Annotated in this window: 13 protein-coding genes and 5 pseudogenes; 9 read left to right on the forward strand and 9 right to left on the reverse strand. The window is 68.4% G+C overall.

Going from position 1 to position 15,068, the window contains the following annotated elements; all coding sequences use genetic code 11:
* Positions 1–87: 87 nt before the first annotated feature.
* Together AC0666_RS31125 and AC0666_RS31130 are read right to left on the reverse strand one after the other, a co-directional pair.
* Positions 88–270: a hypothetical protein gene (locus tag AC0666_RS31125; protein ID WP_478708840.1), complete on the reverse strand. Its 183-nt coding sequence runs from the start codon at positions 268–270 to the stop codon at positions 88–90.
* A gap of 245 nt (positions 271–515) precedes the next feature.
* Positions 516–1,088, reverse strand: coding sequence for a TetR/AcrR family transcriptional regulator (locus AC0666_RS31130; RefSeq protein ID WP_399328327.1), 573 nt, complete (start codon positions 1,086–1,088; stop codon positions 516–518).
* A 102-nt stretch (positions 1,089–1,190) separates the two neighbouring features.
* Here AC0666_RS31130 and AC0666_RS31135 point away from each other — a divergent pair, with 102 nt between their 5' ends.
* The 5 genes and pseudogenes from AC0666_RS31135 (at position 1,191) to AC0666_RS31155 (ending at position 4,616) form a co-directional block, all read left to right on the forward strand.
* Positions 1,191–1,499: a hypothetical protein gene (locus AC0666_RS31135; RefSeq protein ID WP_468973870.1), complete on the forward strand. Its 309-nt coding sequence runs from the start codon at positions 1,191–1,193 to the stop codon at positions 1,497–1,499.
* Between the two features lie 114 nt (positions 1,500–1,613).
* The gene (locus AC0666_RS31140; RefSeq protein WP_478708841.1) at positions 1,614–2,303 is read left to right on the forward strand and encodes a VOC family protein; all 690 of its coding nucleotides are present in this window, start codon (positions 1,614–1,616) and stop codon (positions 2,301–2,303) included.
* Between the two features lie 1,598 nt (positions 2,304–3,901).
* Positions 3,902–4,138 (forward strand): annotated as a pseudogene (locus AC0666_RS31145) (IS110 family transposase); the annotation flags it as partial.
* Positions 4,115–4,345 carry a peptidase inhibitor family I36 protein gene (locus AC0666_RS31150; RefSeq protein ID WP_468973933.1) on the forward strand — a complete coding sequence of 77 codons (231 nt, stop codon included), beginning with the start codon at positions 4,115–4,117 and terminating at the stop codon, positions 4,343–4,345. The pseudogene AC0666_RS31145 and the gene AC0666_RS31150, both read left to right, overlap by 24 nt.
* A gap of 85 nt (positions 4,346–4,430) precedes the next feature.
* Positions 4,431–4,616 carry a hypothetical protein gene (locus tag AC0666_RS31155; RefSeq protein WP_469157114.1) on the forward strand — a complete coding sequence of 62 codons (186 nt, stop codon included), beginning with the start codon at positions 4,431–4,433 and terminating at the stop codon, positions 4,614–4,616.
* 222 nt (positions 4,617–4,838) lie between these two features.
* Here the strand turns inward: AC0666_RS31155 and AC0666_RS31160 are convergent, their stop codons facing one another.
* Positions 4,839–5,006, reverse strand: coding sequence for a hypothetical protein (locus AC0666_RS31160; RefSeq protein WP_478708842.1), 168 nt, complete (start codon positions 5,004–5,006; stop codon positions 4,839–4,841).
* 68 nt (positions 5,007–5,074) lie between these two features.
* Here AC0666_RS31160 and AC0666_RS31165 point away from each other — a divergent pair.
* Positions 5,075–5,502 (forward strand): annotated as a pseudogene (locus AC0666_RS31165) (transposase); the annotation flags it as partial.
* Positions 5,503–5,613: 111 nt separating this feature from the next.
* Here the strand turns inward: AC0666_RS31165 and AC0666_RS31170 are convergent.
* From AC0666_RS31170 to AC0666_RS31190, 5 genes and pseudogenes are all read right to left on the reverse strand, one after another.
* A pseudogene (locus AC0666_RS31170) lies at positions 5,614–6,487 on the reverse strand (IS5 family transposase).
* Between the two features lie 85 nt (positions 6,488–6,572).
* Positions 6,573–7,262: a hypothetical protein gene (locus tag AC0666_RS31175; protein WP_478708843.1), complete on the reverse strand. Its 690-nt coding sequence runs from the start codon at positions 7,260–7,262 to the stop codon at positions 6,573–6,575.
* A gap of 169 nt (positions 7,263–7,431) precedes the next feature.
* Positions 7,432–8,307: pseudogene (locus tag AC0666_RS31180) on the reverse strand (IS5 family transposase).
* 104 nt (positions 8,308–8,411) lie between these two features.
* Positions 8,412–9,182, reverse strand: a pseudogene (locus AC0666_RS31185) (transposase family protein).
* Positions 9,183–9,724: 542 nt separating this feature from the next.
* Positions 9,725–10,039, reverse strand: coding sequence for a hypothetical protein (locus AC0666_RS31190; RefSeq protein WP_285544164.1), 315 nt, complete (start codon positions 10,037–10,039; stop codon positions 9,725–9,727).
* 289 nt (positions 10,040–10,328) lie between these two features.
* Here AC0666_RS31190 and AC0666_RS31195 point away from each other — a divergent pair, with 289 nt between their 5' ends.
* Complete coding sequence (locus tag AC0666_RS31195; RefSeq protein ID WP_362182357.1) at positions 10,329–10,754, forward strand: hypothetical protein; 426 nt, start codon at positions 10,329–10,331, stop codon at positions 10,752–10,754.
* 214 nt (positions 10,755–10,968) lie between these two features.
* Here AC0666_RS31195 and AC0666_RS31200 read toward each other — a convergent pair whose 3' ends face one another.
* The gene (locus AC0666_RS31200; RefSeq protein WP_478708844.1) at positions 10,969–11,727 is read right to left on the reverse strand and encodes a hypothetical protein; all 759 of its coding nucleotides are present in this window, start codon (positions 11,725–11,727) and stop codon (positions 10,969–10,971) included.
* 571 nt (positions 11,728–12,298) lie between these two features.
* Here AC0666_RS31200 and AC0666_RS31205 point away from each other — a divergent pair.
* Positions 12,299–13,225 carry an FG-GAP repeat domain-containing protein gene (locus AC0666_RS31205; RefSeq protein ID WP_478708845.1) on the forward strand — a complete coding sequence of 309 codons (927 nt, stop codon included), beginning with the start codon at positions 12,299–12,301 and terminating at the stop codon, positions 13,223–13,225.
* Positions 13,226–13,593: 368 nt separating this feature from the next.
* Complete coding sequence (locus AC0666_RS31210) at positions 13,594–15,033, forward strand: FG-GAP-like repeat-containing protein (RefSeq protein ID WP_478708846.1); 1,440 nt, start codon at positions 13,594–13,596, stop codon at positions 15,031–15,033.
* Positions 15,034–15,068 lie beyond the last annotated feature (35 nt).

Here is a 15,068-nt window from a genome sequence, read left to right on the forward strand (position 1 = left end):
GTCCCCACGCCTCACGGTGATCGACGGTGGCCGCACCCGTCCCTGCGCCAGCCTCCACCTGCAAGATCACGATCTATAGCTGGAGTACTAGGAGCCGGTCGCGATGCGGGGGGCCCGTGCCGATCTGGCGTGCGCGGGTGAGGCCGGTCCCCCGTGCTCTCGCACCTCCGTCCAGGACTCCAGCCACTCCCGGGCCGTGGCCAGGACGGTGGTCATCGGGCACAGGGTCAACGGGGCCGTCAGGGCGTGGTCGGTGAACAGATCCTCCAAGAGGGCCCGGCGCTCCCGTCGAGCTTGACGGTGCCGAGCGCTCCTCCGAAGCCGCCTGTATCGCCGCCAGGTGCTCCCGGTGCCCGGAGGGCTGCTCGCCCGGCCGGCCGGTGAAGAGACGATGGGACAATGCCGTGCGGCCGAGGTATTGCGTCACAACAACACCCAACCCGCACGGCCCTGTTCATGCCATGGCAGAAGCATGATCGTTACAGCGCGCCACGTTGCCATGTTCTGGCACCGGGTCAACCTGAGCTCGGGAGGGCGGAGAGTAGGGCCGCGGCGGCGCTGTCGAAGGGCGCGATGCTGCCCGCTGCGCGGCAGAGGATGTGGGCGCCTTCGAGTGTGACGATCATGAGGGTGGCCAGATCAGCAGCCTGGGATGGACTCATTCCGGCGTGGGTGAGTTTTCCGGTGAGCTCGCCGACCCAGCCGGCGAACCCTTCGGCCGCGACAGTGCGCAGGCTGCTCTGGTCGGCAATGGCCGCACCGCCGTCGACGGTGACCGCCGCGACTGCGCAACCGCCGCCCCCCGCGGACGCCTGCACCACGGGGCGGACGTTGCCGAGGAACGCCTCCACGACTTCGCGTGGCCTGCGGGCCGGCAGTTCGTGCAGGTGGCCGCGGACGTCCTCCGCGTTGCGGCGGGCGGCTTCGAGCGCGAGTTGCTGTTTGCCGCCCGGGAAATGGTGATAGATCGCCCCGCGCGCGGCCCCGCTCTCGGCCAGGACGTCGGTGAAGGACATCGCGGCCAGGCCGTGGCGTTGCAGCAGTCCGATCGCTGCGCTGATCATGCGGGACTTCGTGTCCGCTGCCATCGCGACCCCCTTGACTAGTACGGCCATCCTACTCCATGCTCACATTACTAGGACGCACGTACTAGACGCGGGCCGGACAGGCCCCGAATCCGGAGGTTCGTGATGGGCAAGACGTTTCTCTACACCGAGATCCAGGCGGCAGTGCCGTTCGAGCAGTTCGACTGGCACCAGGTCAACGTGGCCCTGAAGACCGCACCGGGCCTGATCCGCAAGACGTGGCTGTCCGGGATCGGCACCCACACCATCGGTGGCTTCTACGAATTCGACAGCGCCGAGAACGCCCTGGCCTTTGCCCAGGGCCCCTTCGCCGAAGAAGCGCGCCGGGCCGGAGCCCCGGCAACGACACGCCTGTTCGACGGCGAGATCGTCAAGGACGCCAGCATCGACGTGAACTCGCCCTACTACACCTGACACCACAGGTCGCCGCGGAGTCAGTTCTGGACACCGCCTCGCTCCACTACCGGGGCGAGGCGGCCCCAACGGAGAGGCATCTCGATGAACATCACGCGGCACCCCGAGAACAGCGTGACCTGGGTCGACCTCGGCACCCCCGACATGGAGACGACGACGGCCTTCTACACCGCACTGTTCGGCTGGACCGTCGCCCCACCGGATCCCAACGGCTACAGGCTCTGCACACTGCGCGGACATCTCGTCGCCGCCCTGGGGCCGGCCGAGGACGCCGGCGCACCCTACTGGACGATCAACATCACCGTGGCGGACATCCAAGCCACCGCCACCCGCTTCACGAACCTGGGCGCCCAGATCATCGTGGCACCCAACAAAGTGGGGACACTCGGACACGCCGCCGTCGCGATCGACCCCGTCGGTGCACCACTGTCACTCTGGCAGCCCGGCACCCACACCGGCATGCAGCTGACCCACGAACCGGGCACCTTCGCCGGCATCAGCCTTCTCACCGACCACCCCGAGCAGGCTGCCGCCTTCTACCGACCAGCCCTGCACTGGAACTCCGACCCTGAGCACACCGAGTTCCGGTTGCCGGACAACTCCATCGCCGCCACCAGCCCGCCGCCGGGGAAACCAACGGCGCAGCGATCACTCTGGCTGGTCAGCTTCGCCAGCAACAGACCCGATGCCGACGCCAAACAGGCCCGACAGCTCGGTGCGACCGAAGTTCGCCAGGACTCCAACGGAGACGTGGTCATGCGCGATCCCACCGGCGCTCTGTTCGGCCTTACCCGGCACGCCTGATAGCGCAGCTCCGCCCGAACGCGTTGCCCCAAGCAATCGCGCATCAAGCTGTAAGGCGCTGGCCAAGCTGGTGGCCGGGGAGTTCGGGACATCCGTGCGCCTGCTGACCGCGCCAACTGCGGGGCCGTTGGCGGTGCTGGGGGGGAAGTCCGGGTAATCGACCGGTTCCGGGCGGGGGAGCCGGTGGTCTGCGGGTGACGCTGGCCTGGCCGGCCGGCCTGCGGGGCACCGCCGCGGAACGGTCGGCGGGCGGGGTGGTTCGGCACGGGGGGTGTTCTGGGCCAGCCGCCCCGCAGCCGCCAGCTGGCCGGTCGCGGGAAACGATCCTGCACCAGCGATCCGCAGGGTCTGCAACACCACCCGCCCGCCCGGTGCAGCCGGGGTGGAGAGGATCGCGCGGCGCCCGTCGAACTTCTGCTCATAGGCGGCGCCACCCGCCAGCGTTCCCGAGCCGGGCAGCGCCTCGGCGGCCTGCGCCAGCATCGGCTCAACCGGCGGTTACGGCGTCACCAGGTGCCTCCCTCCTCATCCTGTCTTCCAGAGTCCACCGGGGGCCGGATCGGCCCGGTTCGGCAGGCGCCCGAGGCGTCATCCATCCGAGGGGCGGGCGGAGCCGTCTGGTGAGCAACGCCCCGCACCCGTCTCCCCGCAGGCTGCTGCGACAGGGCCGCGGTCGTACTCCGGGCCCTGGCTCGCCATCAGCTGCCGGACTGGCTCCACGAGGGCGCCGCGGTTGCGACGAGGGTGGCGGGGGGGGGCAGGTGGGCATCGTCCAGTTCATCGGCGAGTGGGAAGACCTTGTAACCCGGCGTGCCACCTCCTGCGCGATCTTTACGGTAGGCGTGCCGTCATAGGCCCGGTCAGTTCGGGGTGATACGAGGTGGCGAGCCGGTCGGCATGGGCCGATTTGCCATCGAGGCCATGTGGCGTTCGACTGGAGTGGAGGCCAAACAGCTTAGGCGAAAATCTTCGCCTCCCGCCTTCGCGGGACGACATCACCGATGGCGGTGGCCATGCAAAGTGGTAAAGAGCAACACCTCAAGCGATACTTCGTCTTCCTTGTTCCGTCAATGCTTGCTTCGCTGGTGCTATTGCCTGTTGCCGCCGTGGCCGCGACTGTGTCGTCGCCCACGAACGCCGTGGCCTCAGTCACGGACCCTACGCCCCCACCCCCGCCCGGTATCAAAAAATGGGACGACCGAGTGCATGTCACGCAAGATTACTGGCGGGGATATCGAATTGGATACGCCCAGGGGCGGGCAGCCGCAGATCCGTACGGCTGTCAAGAGTACCCCCGTTTCCTGGGTAAAATCAGGACTGACTATCAACTGGGCTACCGACAGGGCTACCTGGCGGCATGGAAGAAATATGCCGGGTGTCTGCGCTGATGCGACTTTCGCGATGGACGACTATGACGGGCCACTGCGTAGCGCCTTGGTTGGGTCTTTGACCTCGATGGCCCTTCGCCCTGCGGGCGAAGGGCCATCACCGTTGATGAGGATCCGCATTCACGTCTTCACCCAGCCTGGCCCGGTGACCTTAACGCCACAAATCCGCACCGTCGCGCCCACTCGAGTCCATCAGAGGTCTTCGTGACCATCGTTGCCAGCATGCCCGGGATCGGCAACCTGCTCGGAGCCGAGATCCTGGCTGCCATCGGCGGCGACATGGACCTCTTCGGCAGCCCGGATCGCCTGGCGACATACGCCGGCCTGGCACCGGCTCCCGGGGACTCAGGCAAGGTCAGCGGCAATCGTCACCGCCCGAAGCGATACCACCGACGTCTACAACAAGCCCTGTTCCTGGCAGCTATGAGCAGTATCACGGCGCTGCCCGGTGTCACCCCCGCCCAGGCCCGGCCCGCGCCAGCCAGGACCGGTCCGACCGTCACCGCCCCCCGGGACCAGATCCAGTGCCCCCGCGGCTTCGTGTGCATCTACCCCGAGATCCACTTCGAGGGCCAGCCCTACGCCAAACGCGCCACCGACGGCTCGGTCCGGCACCTGCCGGACTACATCCGCGGCAAGGGCAGCTCGGCCTGATTACCCAAAGCGACAGGACCTTTACATATCGCCCCCACCCTCGCTGGATCGCACGGAACGCACTGCTCACAACCCTGCGCCGCGAGTGCCCCAGCGCCGCCGCCTGGTGCTCCGACACAGCTGGGTGCCGACCGTGCGGCTCAACAACAGCAGCCGCACCGCACGGGTCGACCAAAAGGACAACTACTTCGGCCGGCAAGTGTGCATCGGGGCAGACGGCGGCACCATCGCAGACCTGCGCTCCTACCAGCTCAACGACACCACCCACTGAAAAACAACACCACACCCTGCGGCGCATAAAGAGGCGTGGGAGACCAAAACCAAACACGCCGCGCTCCGGTGCTGTCGGCAAGTTGAAGTCCGGATCGCGAACCCGGGTGCTGAAGTCGAGGGTTGCGTTGAACCACAGTGGCGGTTCGTTCTCCGGGTCCGGCGGCTGGAGGTAGAACACTGACACGACCGTCGCAGCCGCGATGGGCGCGGTCACGGCCAGCTATGCGCCTGGGCGGTTGTCGGCCGCCGCGAAGGCCGAGACGAGCAGTAACAGGGCCGCGGGAATGAACAGGAACATGCCGATGACGGCGCCGATTATCGCCCAGGCGAGCAGGCCCACCCCGACGACGAGACAAGCTCGGGCGAACAACTTCGGCTGCTCTCGCATCAGGAGCGGGACTGCGACCGCAGCCGCGCTGATGATGAAGAAGGCGGCCTAGCGGCCCATCACGAGCCCGAGGACCGGTCGAAGCCCAGATCAGCACCCTGCTGGAGGCCCACCCTCTTCACCCGGTCCTGACCTCGATGCCCGGAGTCGGAGTCAGGACCGCGACTATCCTCCTGGTCACCTCGGCGACGGAAGCGGCTTTCCCAGCGCCGCCCACCTCGCTTCCTACGCCGGCCTCGCCCCCACGACCAAGTCATCGGGGACCTCGATCCACGGCGAACACGCACCCAGAGGCGGAAACCGTCAGCTCAAACGCGCGATGTTCCTCTCCGCCTTCGCCTGCATGAACGCCGACCCCGCTTCCAGGACCTACTACGACCGCCAACGCGCCTGCGGCAAAAGCCACACCCAGGCACTCCTCCGGCTCGCCCGCCAACGCATCAGCGTCCTGTTCGCCATGCTCCGCGACGGCACCTTCTACGAGTCCAAACCCCCACCGTCACCCTCGCCGCATGACCACCCCGAACAGCCTCATACCAGGCACCGCGTCCTTGACGAAGGACATAGAGGCACCCCACTCCCTTAGGGTCTGTTGTGAAAGTGCTGGTCACAGCCACTCGTTGATGGCTGCGACCAGCACTGTGGCTTCGTAGCGGACGGCGAGTTTGTCGTACCTGGTGGCGACGGCGCGGTGGCGCTTGAGGCGGTTGATCCCGCACTCGACCGCGTGCCGCTGCTTGTAGTCGTCCCTGTCGAACTTCGGCGGCCGGCCGCCGCGCGATCCGCGCCCCAGCCGGTTGCGGACCCGGTCCGCAGGAACCGGAATAGTGGCCTTGATTCCGCGTCTGCGAAGGTAGGAGCGGTTGCTGCGGGAGTCATACGCCTTGTCGGCCCGCACACGGTCCGGCCGCTTGCGCGGCCTGCCGAGCCCGAGCCGGGGCACCCGAATCGCCTCCAGGACCGGCTCGAACTGCGGGGAATCTCCCCGCTGCCCGGCCGTGATCACCACGGACAGCGGCTTCTGTCCCTGCTCGACGGCAACGTGGATCTTGCTGGTCAGCCCGCCGCGGGAACGTCCGAGCCCGTGGTCGGCCGGCTCAACCAAGACGCCGCCGGGCGGCTCCTTCTGCAGATCCCCTTTTTCGCCGCCCCGGCGGCGTGCTAATGGGCCCGGCAGAGGGTGGAGTCGACGTTCACCTCCCAGGTGATCAGGCCCTTGGCATCGGCCTCGGTTTGGAGCCGGGTGAGGATCCGGGCCCAGGTCCCGTCCCGCTGCCAGCGGCGAAACAGGTCATAGACCCGATCCCATGGGCCATACCTTTCGGGCACGTCCCGCCACGGGGCGCCGGTCCGGGTCCGCCACCGTATGCCGTCTATCAGTTGCCGCCGCGTCCACACCTGCGGCCGGCCCGGCTTAATGCCTGCGGCAGCAACGGCTCAAGCCGGGCCCACTGCCCGTTCGTCAGATCACCACGTCCCACAACAGATGATCATCAACGAACAAGATCCACTTTCGCAACACGCCCTAGTGTGCAGCGGATCTGATTTGATGCCACGCGGCACTGTCTATGCCGCGGGTCCCGGATTGTTGACGCGTTGTGGGTCTTGATCCGAAAGGTCACCGAGTCGCTCGGTGAGGGCATCGATGTGCTCCGGCTGAGCCAGGACAGATATCGCCACTTCTTGTCTGCGATGGAGTGCGGCGACGTCTTGACGCAACACGCGAAGGCGCGCATGCATCCGCAACCGCGTCTGCCATGGGTGCCACAGCGCCCGAAGCAGGTGTTGAGCTGTCGCCTGCCGATATTCCTCACACTGCGTCATGAGTTCTTCGAGCGACTCACCCAGGACACCGCCCAGGTGGAGATCGACCACTCTGATGACCTCGCATTGCAAGGCACGTTCCTCGCTGCCTCCGGCGAAGTCCAAGACCCTGCGGGGTATGCCCGCCGAGAGCGCAGCCACCACAAGATCTGAGATCGCTTCCCGCTGGGCGTGCTCGGCGTCATGGCCGTCCTCCAGGACCGCCGTGACGCCAAAACGTGCCGTGGCAAGCAGTCGTGCCCCGGCTAAGTGCCGCGACGGACTCTCCCTCCGGCTCGGCGCGATGTCGCATACCCTGTCGCGCACCGCTGCGACGCGGAGGAGCTGTTGCATGACCGCTGCTCGCTGCTGCCGACGTTCCTGGTTCTTGGAGAGGTAGTTGGTCACCGCGGCGCCGACGACACCGCCGGCCGTGGTGTATGCCAAGTCCATCCATCCAGGCATGGAAGCCGCCTCACTGTGCCGGGAGCAAGCAAATCACTTTGCACCGAAACGGTCCGAGCGTAAGCGGGCTGCTGGGCCCAGGGGAAGACCGAGATCACGTGAAGGCAGTGTGGACCCAACACGACTGCCAGGCACCCGGCGGGCGCGGGCTCACCGGTCACAGCCACTCGTTGAGGACTGCGACCAGCACGGTCGCCTCGTAGCGGACGGCAAGCTTGTCGTATCTCGTGGCCACGGCCCGGTGGCGCTTGAGGCGATTGATCCCGCACTCGACGGCATGCCGCTCGCGGTAGTCCGTCTTGTCGAACTCGGGTGGCCGACCGCCTCGAGAGCCGAGCTTCTGGCGGGTGCGGACTCGGTCGGCTGGGACCGGGATGGTCGCCTTGATCCCGCGTCTGCACAGGTAGGCCCGGTTGCGGCGGGAGTCGTACGCCTTGTCGGCCCGCACCCGGTCCGGGCGCCTGCGGGGCCGCCCGCGCCACAGCCGGGGCACCCGGATTGCCTCCAGGACCGGCTCGAACTGCGGAGAATCACCCCGCTGCCCGGCCGTGATCACCACCGACAAAGGCTTCTGTCCCTGCTCGACGGCGAGGTGGATCTTGGTGGTCAGTCCGCCTCGGGAGCGTCCGAGCCCGTGGTCGGCCAGCTCGACGGCAATGCCGCCGGGCGGCTCCTTTTGCAGACCCCCTTTTTTCGACGCACCGGCAGCGTGCTGGTGGGCCCGGCAGACGGTGGAGTCGATGTTCACGTCCCAGGCGATCAGGCTCTTCGCGTCCGCCTGGGCCTGGAGCTGGGTGACGATCCGCGCCCAGGTGCCATCGCGCTGCCAGCGTCTGAACAGGTCGTAGACCCGGTCCCACAGGCCGTACCGCTCGGGCACGTCCCGCCACGGAGCGCCGGTCCGGGTCCGCCACCCGTATGCCGTCTATCAGCTGCCGCCGTGTCCACACCGCCGGACGGCCCGGCTGATGCCCTTGGGCAGCAACGGCTCCAGCCGGTCCCACTGGCTGTTCGTCAGGTCTCCACGCCCCACAAAGCGTGATCATCCACGACCAAGATCCACTTTCGCAACAGGCCCTAAGGGGTGTTGCAGAAGGTCCGTCTCTTGCAGGCCTGAGTGGCCTCTGACCTGCTGTTTCACTGTGTCATAGCGAGGTTGTGCATGGTGGCGGCGGCCTGGACGGCGTGGTCGAGGCCGTCGCCCCTTTGGCGGCAGTCGCGGAGGATCTTCCAGTTCTTCATGCGGGCGAAGGTGTGCTCGACGCGGGCGCGGACCCGTCGGTGTTCGGCGTTGTCCTCCTCCTGCCCGCGCAGGAGGGGACGTCCGGCCCTTCTGCGGTGGGGGACGATCAGCCCGGTGCCGAGGTAGGCGCCGTCTGCGATCACCGTCGTCCCGGCAGCCTTGGCCGGCAGGTCCGACTCCCGCCAGACATGCGCGTCGGCCTTGTTGCCCGGCGCCGGTCGGGCGCTCGCGACGACCAGGCGGCTGTCGGCGTCGATGATGACCTGCACGTTCGCCGAGAAGCGGTAGTTGCGGGAGGAGGCGCCGACCTGTCGGTCGCGGACCGGGATGAGGGTGCCGTCCACGATTCACAGGCGTTCGACCTCCGCGACGGGCCGCGGGGCCGGCTCCAGCGCGAGTAACGGCCCCTGGCGCTGGATGACCCGGCAGACCGTCGCCGAAGAGATCCCGAAGAGCGGGACGAGCTGCCGCATCGTGAGGTTGGTGCGGTAGTACACGGCCACCAGCAGCACCCGGTCGGCCAGCGGCAAGCACCACGGCCGGCCGCCACCGGGACCATCCCCGCCCCGCTCCCGGACCACCTTCACCAGCTTCGCGAACCGGTCCATCCGCAAGCCCGTGAACGTCTCCACCCACACCGGCTCAGCCCGCAACACCCCACCCATACAGGCAAAATGCCCACGACCCAGCCTTCTGCAACACCCTTTAGTCGCAGACTCCAGGAATCCCGAGATCGGCGTGCTGTCGAAGCACGGTGCGATCCGTGAGCACCGCGAGAGCGGCGTCCGGATCCTGTACGTACCGACCGTCCTCGGCACCCTGGTCCTGGTCGCCTACGTCGAGACGGACTGACTCCTTCGAAGGGCCGTGAACAGCCGGCCACAGCAGAGCCCCGGACGCGAGGTCCGGGGCTCTTGTCATCGGGCCGGGTCCGGTCGACGATCCCTCAGGGGCCCGTTCGGCGTCGGCGCAGTGCCGCCCTCGGGTCGGCCGTGGCCGAAGCGCTGCTGCGCAGCGTCCAGGATCTCGACAAGCTGCCGTGCGGAGCCGGAGACCGGGTCGTCGCTGATGGGGATTCTTGAAAACGACCAGTGTCGCTCTTCGCCTCAGTTCGTTGCTGCTTGAATGGTGTGAGGAGGGTGGGGAGCGAAGAGCATGGGTGGGCCTCGGTGATCGTCAGGTCGGCGGGGCCCGGTGATCGTGGACCTCAGCTGGTGGTCAATTGATCAGCCCGCACTTCGAACTCGATGCGTCCGTCGAGGGATTCGAGTCCCCAGGGAGCGACGGAGATCTTGACCGTGTCCGCAGTGTCCGCGCTGTTGCCAGTGGTCAGGATGTCGCAGAGGACGCCCACCTCGACGGGATAGCTGGAGTCGGGGTGGAGGTCCTCACCGCTGAAGACAGGCCACTTGTCAACGAAGGTCCACTGCTGGTGGTGGGCGTCGGTGAAGCGGACTTCGACCAGGCCGGGCTGGGGTTCGTCATCGACCCATCGGACCGCTTCGCAACGTAGGAAGACCATGGGCAGACTCTGCCATCAGGGCCTGTCGGCAGCCCGATTTTTCAGGCCGATCAGTCGATAGTGCTCTCAGGGAGCCCTGCGGAGTGGGACGACATCGGGAATACTTCCGGCCTCCCAGCTCGCGCACCCTGCGGACCGCGAGCCGGTGTTCGCGCCGCGGCAGCCCCGCTAAGATCTGCCCGCCCCGCGATGCGCGCGGGGTCGGCACCTGGGGGTGGCAGGGATGGCGCAATCCTTGATCGGTGAACGGTACGTCGTGGGCCTCGGCTGCAGGGTGAGCATCAAGGGGGTGGCTGTTACGACCGTCAAGTGGAGCATCTCGCACCTGCCGACCGGCGGCGCGGACCGGCCGACCAGCCGTGAACAGAGCGTGGGGATAACCTGCCCCCGCTGCTCGCGGAAGTTCTCTGTCCAGGTGGAGAGCGCGGCCAAGGCGCGGCGCAAACAGCTGATCAATCGGGCAGTGGGCTGGCTGCTGCTCCTCTCGCTCCTCGTCACCGTTCCCATGCTCTTCCACCTCGGCGGCCAGACCGTCGAGGAGGGCGACACGCAATCATCCGACCTCGTGGGCATCCTCTTCGGGCTGGTCGCCCTGGCCGTGATCGCCGGCCCATCGTTCCTCGTCGCCGCGAACCACAACGGCGTCAAAAAGCTCCGGCTCGTCCGGAACGACGGCACCAGGACCGCCCTGGTCCAGGGCCACCGGCTGTTCTGAGGCCGTCCGAGCCCCGACGATCGGTGAGCGGCCATCGTCGCCACCGAAATGGAAAGCCGCCGACCCCTCTGAGGCGCAACGCTCACCGAAGAACCCCATCCCCCGTCTTACGGGAACCACCAGGAAGGCCTGGCGGATCAAAGAGACCTGAAATCCGAACCGCACGATGAGCAGACCGCTGCGATCGCGGCGCCATAGACGCCCAGCCAGACGTTCATGATCGGTACCCGTCGTGGTACCTGCGCAGCCGGGGGGTGCGTATGGCGGGCAGCCCGACCAGTGTGCACTCGAAGGCGCGGTGGTGGGGTGTCAGCGGGCGCCAGGGGCGCGGGGGCAGGGGATAGTCGTCGCGCAGGACGCCGTGCGGAAGCACCCCTGTCGCGGGCATCGGTGAGGTCTCACCGGGGTGGGCGACGTACGCCCAGACCCCGCTGTCCAGCGGCACCACGGCCGCGTCGTCGCCGGGTGGGCGCCAGGGCGTGCCTGTGAGGGGGTGGCGGGGGACGAGGAGGACGTCGGGACGGGGCCGGGGCGTGCGGATTCCCGGGCCGGCCAGCCCCACGGTACGGGCATCCGCCCCGGCCGGCAGGTACCGGCCGACGGCGTGGCTGAGCAGCTCGGTGACGGGGCCGGCGGGGAGGGTCACGGGGCGGTCCTCAGTGGCCGCCACGAGGTGGGCCAGCGCGACCCCGACCGCCGCCTCCCAGCGACGGCTCCACGACCCGTTGGGTTCGACGGGTGGGACACGATGCTCGGCGCGCTCCAGCTCGTCCCAGTCGGGAGGCGGACCGGCGGGGAGCCCCGAGGGGTGGCGTACGACCGCGCCGGGCTCCAGCCATACCGCCCGCCACAGTCCGCAGTCGTCCATGCGGGTCGCCACAGCCCGCCCGCACCCCTCGCACGCCAGGTTGGTGCCGGCTCGGCCGTCCACACCCCGGCAGTAGCCCTCGCACTTCTCGGGTATCAGGGCCATGGACCGGGAGTCGCCCGGGGCGATGACGATCCTGTTCCGCGCGCCGAAGGAGACGGAGTAACACCGGCGCGTACACGCCCTGCTGGGCAGCCGCGTCCTCTCCGACCTCCTCCCACAACCGCCACGGCGGTCCAGTGGGTCGGGGGTCGACGGCGTACGTCGCGGGCTCCATCAGCGGAGGATGGAGTTCCTCCCAGCCCCCGTGATGGGTGTGGACCGGGAGGGCTATTCGGGACACCGGCGCCGTCAGCTCTGTGCCGCACCCGGCACACGCGAACACGTCCAAACAAGCTCCCCCTCGCCCCGATTCCCCGGGAATTGTGCCTCGCCCACGGCGAAGGATCCACCGGACTTTTTGGGGTAGGGCCGGTGGGCCGCGCCTACGTCGCGACATCAAGCCGCCGCCGTCCGCATCACATGTCGTGCACCGCAGCGGCCCAGAGCAGAGGCACTGACCACCGACATCCTGCGCACCGTCAACGGCAAGCCGGTACTCGCCGCCCTGGTCAGCCGCTCGGGGCAGAACGGCTGTCTCGATGCGGGCGGGGCGGCCCAGAGCGGGGCGTTCGACGTGCGGATCGACGACTTGGGTGGCTGGATCGGACAGCACACCGCGCGTCGCTCGGCTGCCTCGAACGAGGCCGGCGGCAACGACCGCATCCGGTGGGCCGACTTCGACGGCGACCGCAAGCCCGACTACATCAGCGTTGCCGACAACGGTGAGGTCTCCGTCTGGCTCAACCGGGGCGGCGACCCGGCCGGCGCCAACGGCTGGCAGGGCCTGGGCCGGGTGGCCACCGGTCTGACCAACGACCGCAACCGCGTGCGCTTCGCCGACTTCGACGGCGATGGCAAGGCCGACTACATCCTGATCAACACCGACGGATCCGTTGAGGTCTACCTCAACCAGGGCGGCGACCCGGCCGGCGCCAACGGCTGGAAGCACCTGGGCAAGGTCGCCGTCGGCGTCAGCAACGATCCCACCAAGGTCCGTTTCGCCGACTGGGACGGCGACGGCCGCTCGGACTACCTGTCCTTCACCGACACCGGCGCCGTCTACGTGTACCTCAACCGCGGCGGCGACCAGTCCGGCAACGGCTGGCCCGCTGTCGGCAAGGTGGCATCCGGTGTGACCAGCGACCGCAGCCGCATCCGCTTCGCCGACAACGACGGCGACGGCGACGGCGACGGCAAGGCCGACTACCTCCACATCAAGGCCGACGGCAAGGTCGACCTGTACCTCAACCGCGGCGGCGACCCGGCAGGCGGCAGCGGCTGGAAGACCATCACCCAGATCGCAAGCGGCGTCACCACCGACCACACCAAGGTCCAGTTCGTCGATTTCAACGCCGACACGCACGCCGACTACGTCCTCGCAGGGACCGGGGGCAGCGCTTCCGTCTGGGCCTGGAACGGCGGCGACCCGCCGGCAGCAACGGCTGGACCAGCCTCGGAAAGGTCGCAAGCGGTACCTGATCCCACCGTGACCCGCTCCTGAGATCCCCGCTGGGATCACCACCGGCTGCCCGCCCCGTCTCGCCCCGGACCAGGCGGGCAGCCGCGTACAGGCGACTCAGGCTCCAGCGCATCAACTTCACCGTGTAGTCGCCGATGAACCGTGTCCGCGCCGCCCGCGCCCCCCGGCACATTCCAGAGCCGGCCGGGTTGCGGCGTACGGCGTCTGAGCCATCCGCACGTGCGGCCCCGCCCGCTCGGTCGTACCGGACAGCCCGACGAAAGCTCTTGTCAGCAATGAAACGCACAACTTCTTTCAGCCTCAGCCTTCTCGCCGGGCTCTGCGCCATCGGACTCGGCACTGCCCCGGCGACGGCTGCACCGCAGCCTGCCCCGCCCCTTGTCAAGATCATGCCGCTCGGCGACTCGATCACCGCAGGTGCGGGCAGCTCGGGCAACGCCGGGTATCGCTCCCCTCTGTGGAGCCTGATGGCCGGCCAGTCCCGCTACAGCGCCGACTTCGTCGGTTCCGGCTCCTTCGGGTCTGTCGCCGACCCGGACAACGAGGGCCACAGCGGCTGGACGATCAACGAGGTCCGCGCCAACATCGACCGGTGGCAGGGCGCCGCCGACCCTGACGTCGTCCTGCTGCACCTGGGCATCAACGACCTCAAATTCCACAACGCCGACCCGACCGAGGCCGCACGCAACCTCAATGAACTGGTCGACCGCATCCACCAGAACCGGCCCGGCGTCACCGTCATCGTCCAGGGCCTGCTTCCCGACACCACCGGAGTCGGCCAGCAGGTGAGTCAGTTCAACCACGCCATCAGCATCCAGGGATCCGCGCGACGGGCGGCAGGCGAGCGGTTCCGCTACGTCGAGCCGCCACGGCTGGACGTGGCATCGGAACTGCCCGACGGTCTGCACCCGAACGACGCCGGCTACCGGAAGATGGCCCTCGCCTACCACGGTGCACTCGAGCAGGCCGTCGCCGACGGCTGGGGAACCCGACCCGGCGTTCCCCGAGCCGGCACGGAAGCCGGCGGCACCGGACGCGTCCGGTGGGCGGACTTCGACGGCGACGGCCGCACCGACCAGCTCACGATCGCGGACAACGGCGAAGTACGCGCGCGGCTCAACCGCAGCGGCGACTGGCAGGAACTCGGCCGTGTCGCGACCGGCGTCACCACGGATCGCACCCGCGTACACCTGGCCGACTTCAACGGCGACGGCCGCGCCGACTACCTGTACGTCTCTCCCACCGGTGCGGTAACCGCCTACCTCAACCGCGGCGGCGACGTGACCGGCCCCAACGGCTGGAACAGCATCGGCGAGGTCGCCTCGGGTACCACCACCCGCCAAGAGCAGGTCCGGTTCGCCGACTGGGATGGTGACGGCCGGTCGGATTACCTGACCGTCGCCGACGGCGGAGCAGTCACCGTGCACCTGAACCGGGGCGGGGACCCTGCGGGCTCCGGCGGGTGGGTCGGTATGGGGCAGGTGGCGACCGGCGTGACCAGTGACCGTAGCCGCGTACGCCTGGCCGACTACGACGGCGACGGCCGGGTCGACTACCACGTGGTCAACCCCGACGGCAGCGTCACCACGTACGTCAACCGCGGCGGCGACGGGCACGGCGGCTGGCTCTTCGTCGGCCGCATCGCGACCGGCGTCACCACCGACCACACCCGGGTACACCTGGTGGACGTCAACGACGACGGCTTCGCCGACTACCTGCACGTGGCCGCCAATGGCAGTACCACCGCCTACCTCTTCAACGGTGGCGACCCCTCAGGCGCCAACGGATGGACACCCATTGGCACCATCACCGGCGGCAGCGGCACCTGACTGGCGGCGGTGCACGGCGAAGGCCCTGCGGGCCG

The sequence above is a fragment of the Streptomyces sp. NPDC043680 genome (assembly GCF_056436685.1).

Bases quoted from the DNA above. Each gene is read 5' to 3' on its own strand.
- AC0666_RS31130 (WP_399328327.1), bottom strand. From the start codon at position 1,088: ATGGCAGCGGACACGAAGTCCCGCATGATCAGCGCAGCGATCGGACTG.
- AC0666_RS31135 (WP_468973870.1), top strand. From the start codon at position 1,191: ATGGGCAAGACGTTTCTCTACACCGAGATCCAGGCGGCAGTGCCGTTC.
- AC0666_RS31150 (WP_468973933.1), top strand. From the start codon at position 4,115: ATGAGCAGTATCACGGCGCTGCCCGGTGTCACCCCCGCCCAGGCCCGG.
- AC0666_RS31160 (WP_478708842.1), bottom strand. From the start codon at position 5,006: ATGCGAGAGCAGCCGAAGTTGTTCGCCCGAGCTTGTCTCGTCGTCGGG.
- AC0666_RS31175 (WP_478708843.1), bottom strand. From the start codon at position 7,262: ATGGACTTGGCATACACCACGGCCGGCGGTGTCGTCGGCGCCGCGGTG.
- AC0666_RS31190 (WP_285544164.1), bottom strand. From the start codon at position 10,039: ATGGTCTTCCTACGTTGCGAAGCGGTCCGATGGGTCGATGACGAACCC.
- AC0666_RS31200 (WP_478708844.1), bottom strand. From the start codon at position 11,727: ATGGCCCTGATACCCGAGAAGTGCGAGGGCTACTGCCGGGGTGTGGAC.
- AC0666_RS31210 (WP_478708846.1), top strand. From the start codon at position 13,594: ATGCCGCTCGGCGACTCGATCACCGCAGGTGCGGGCAGCTCGGGCAAC.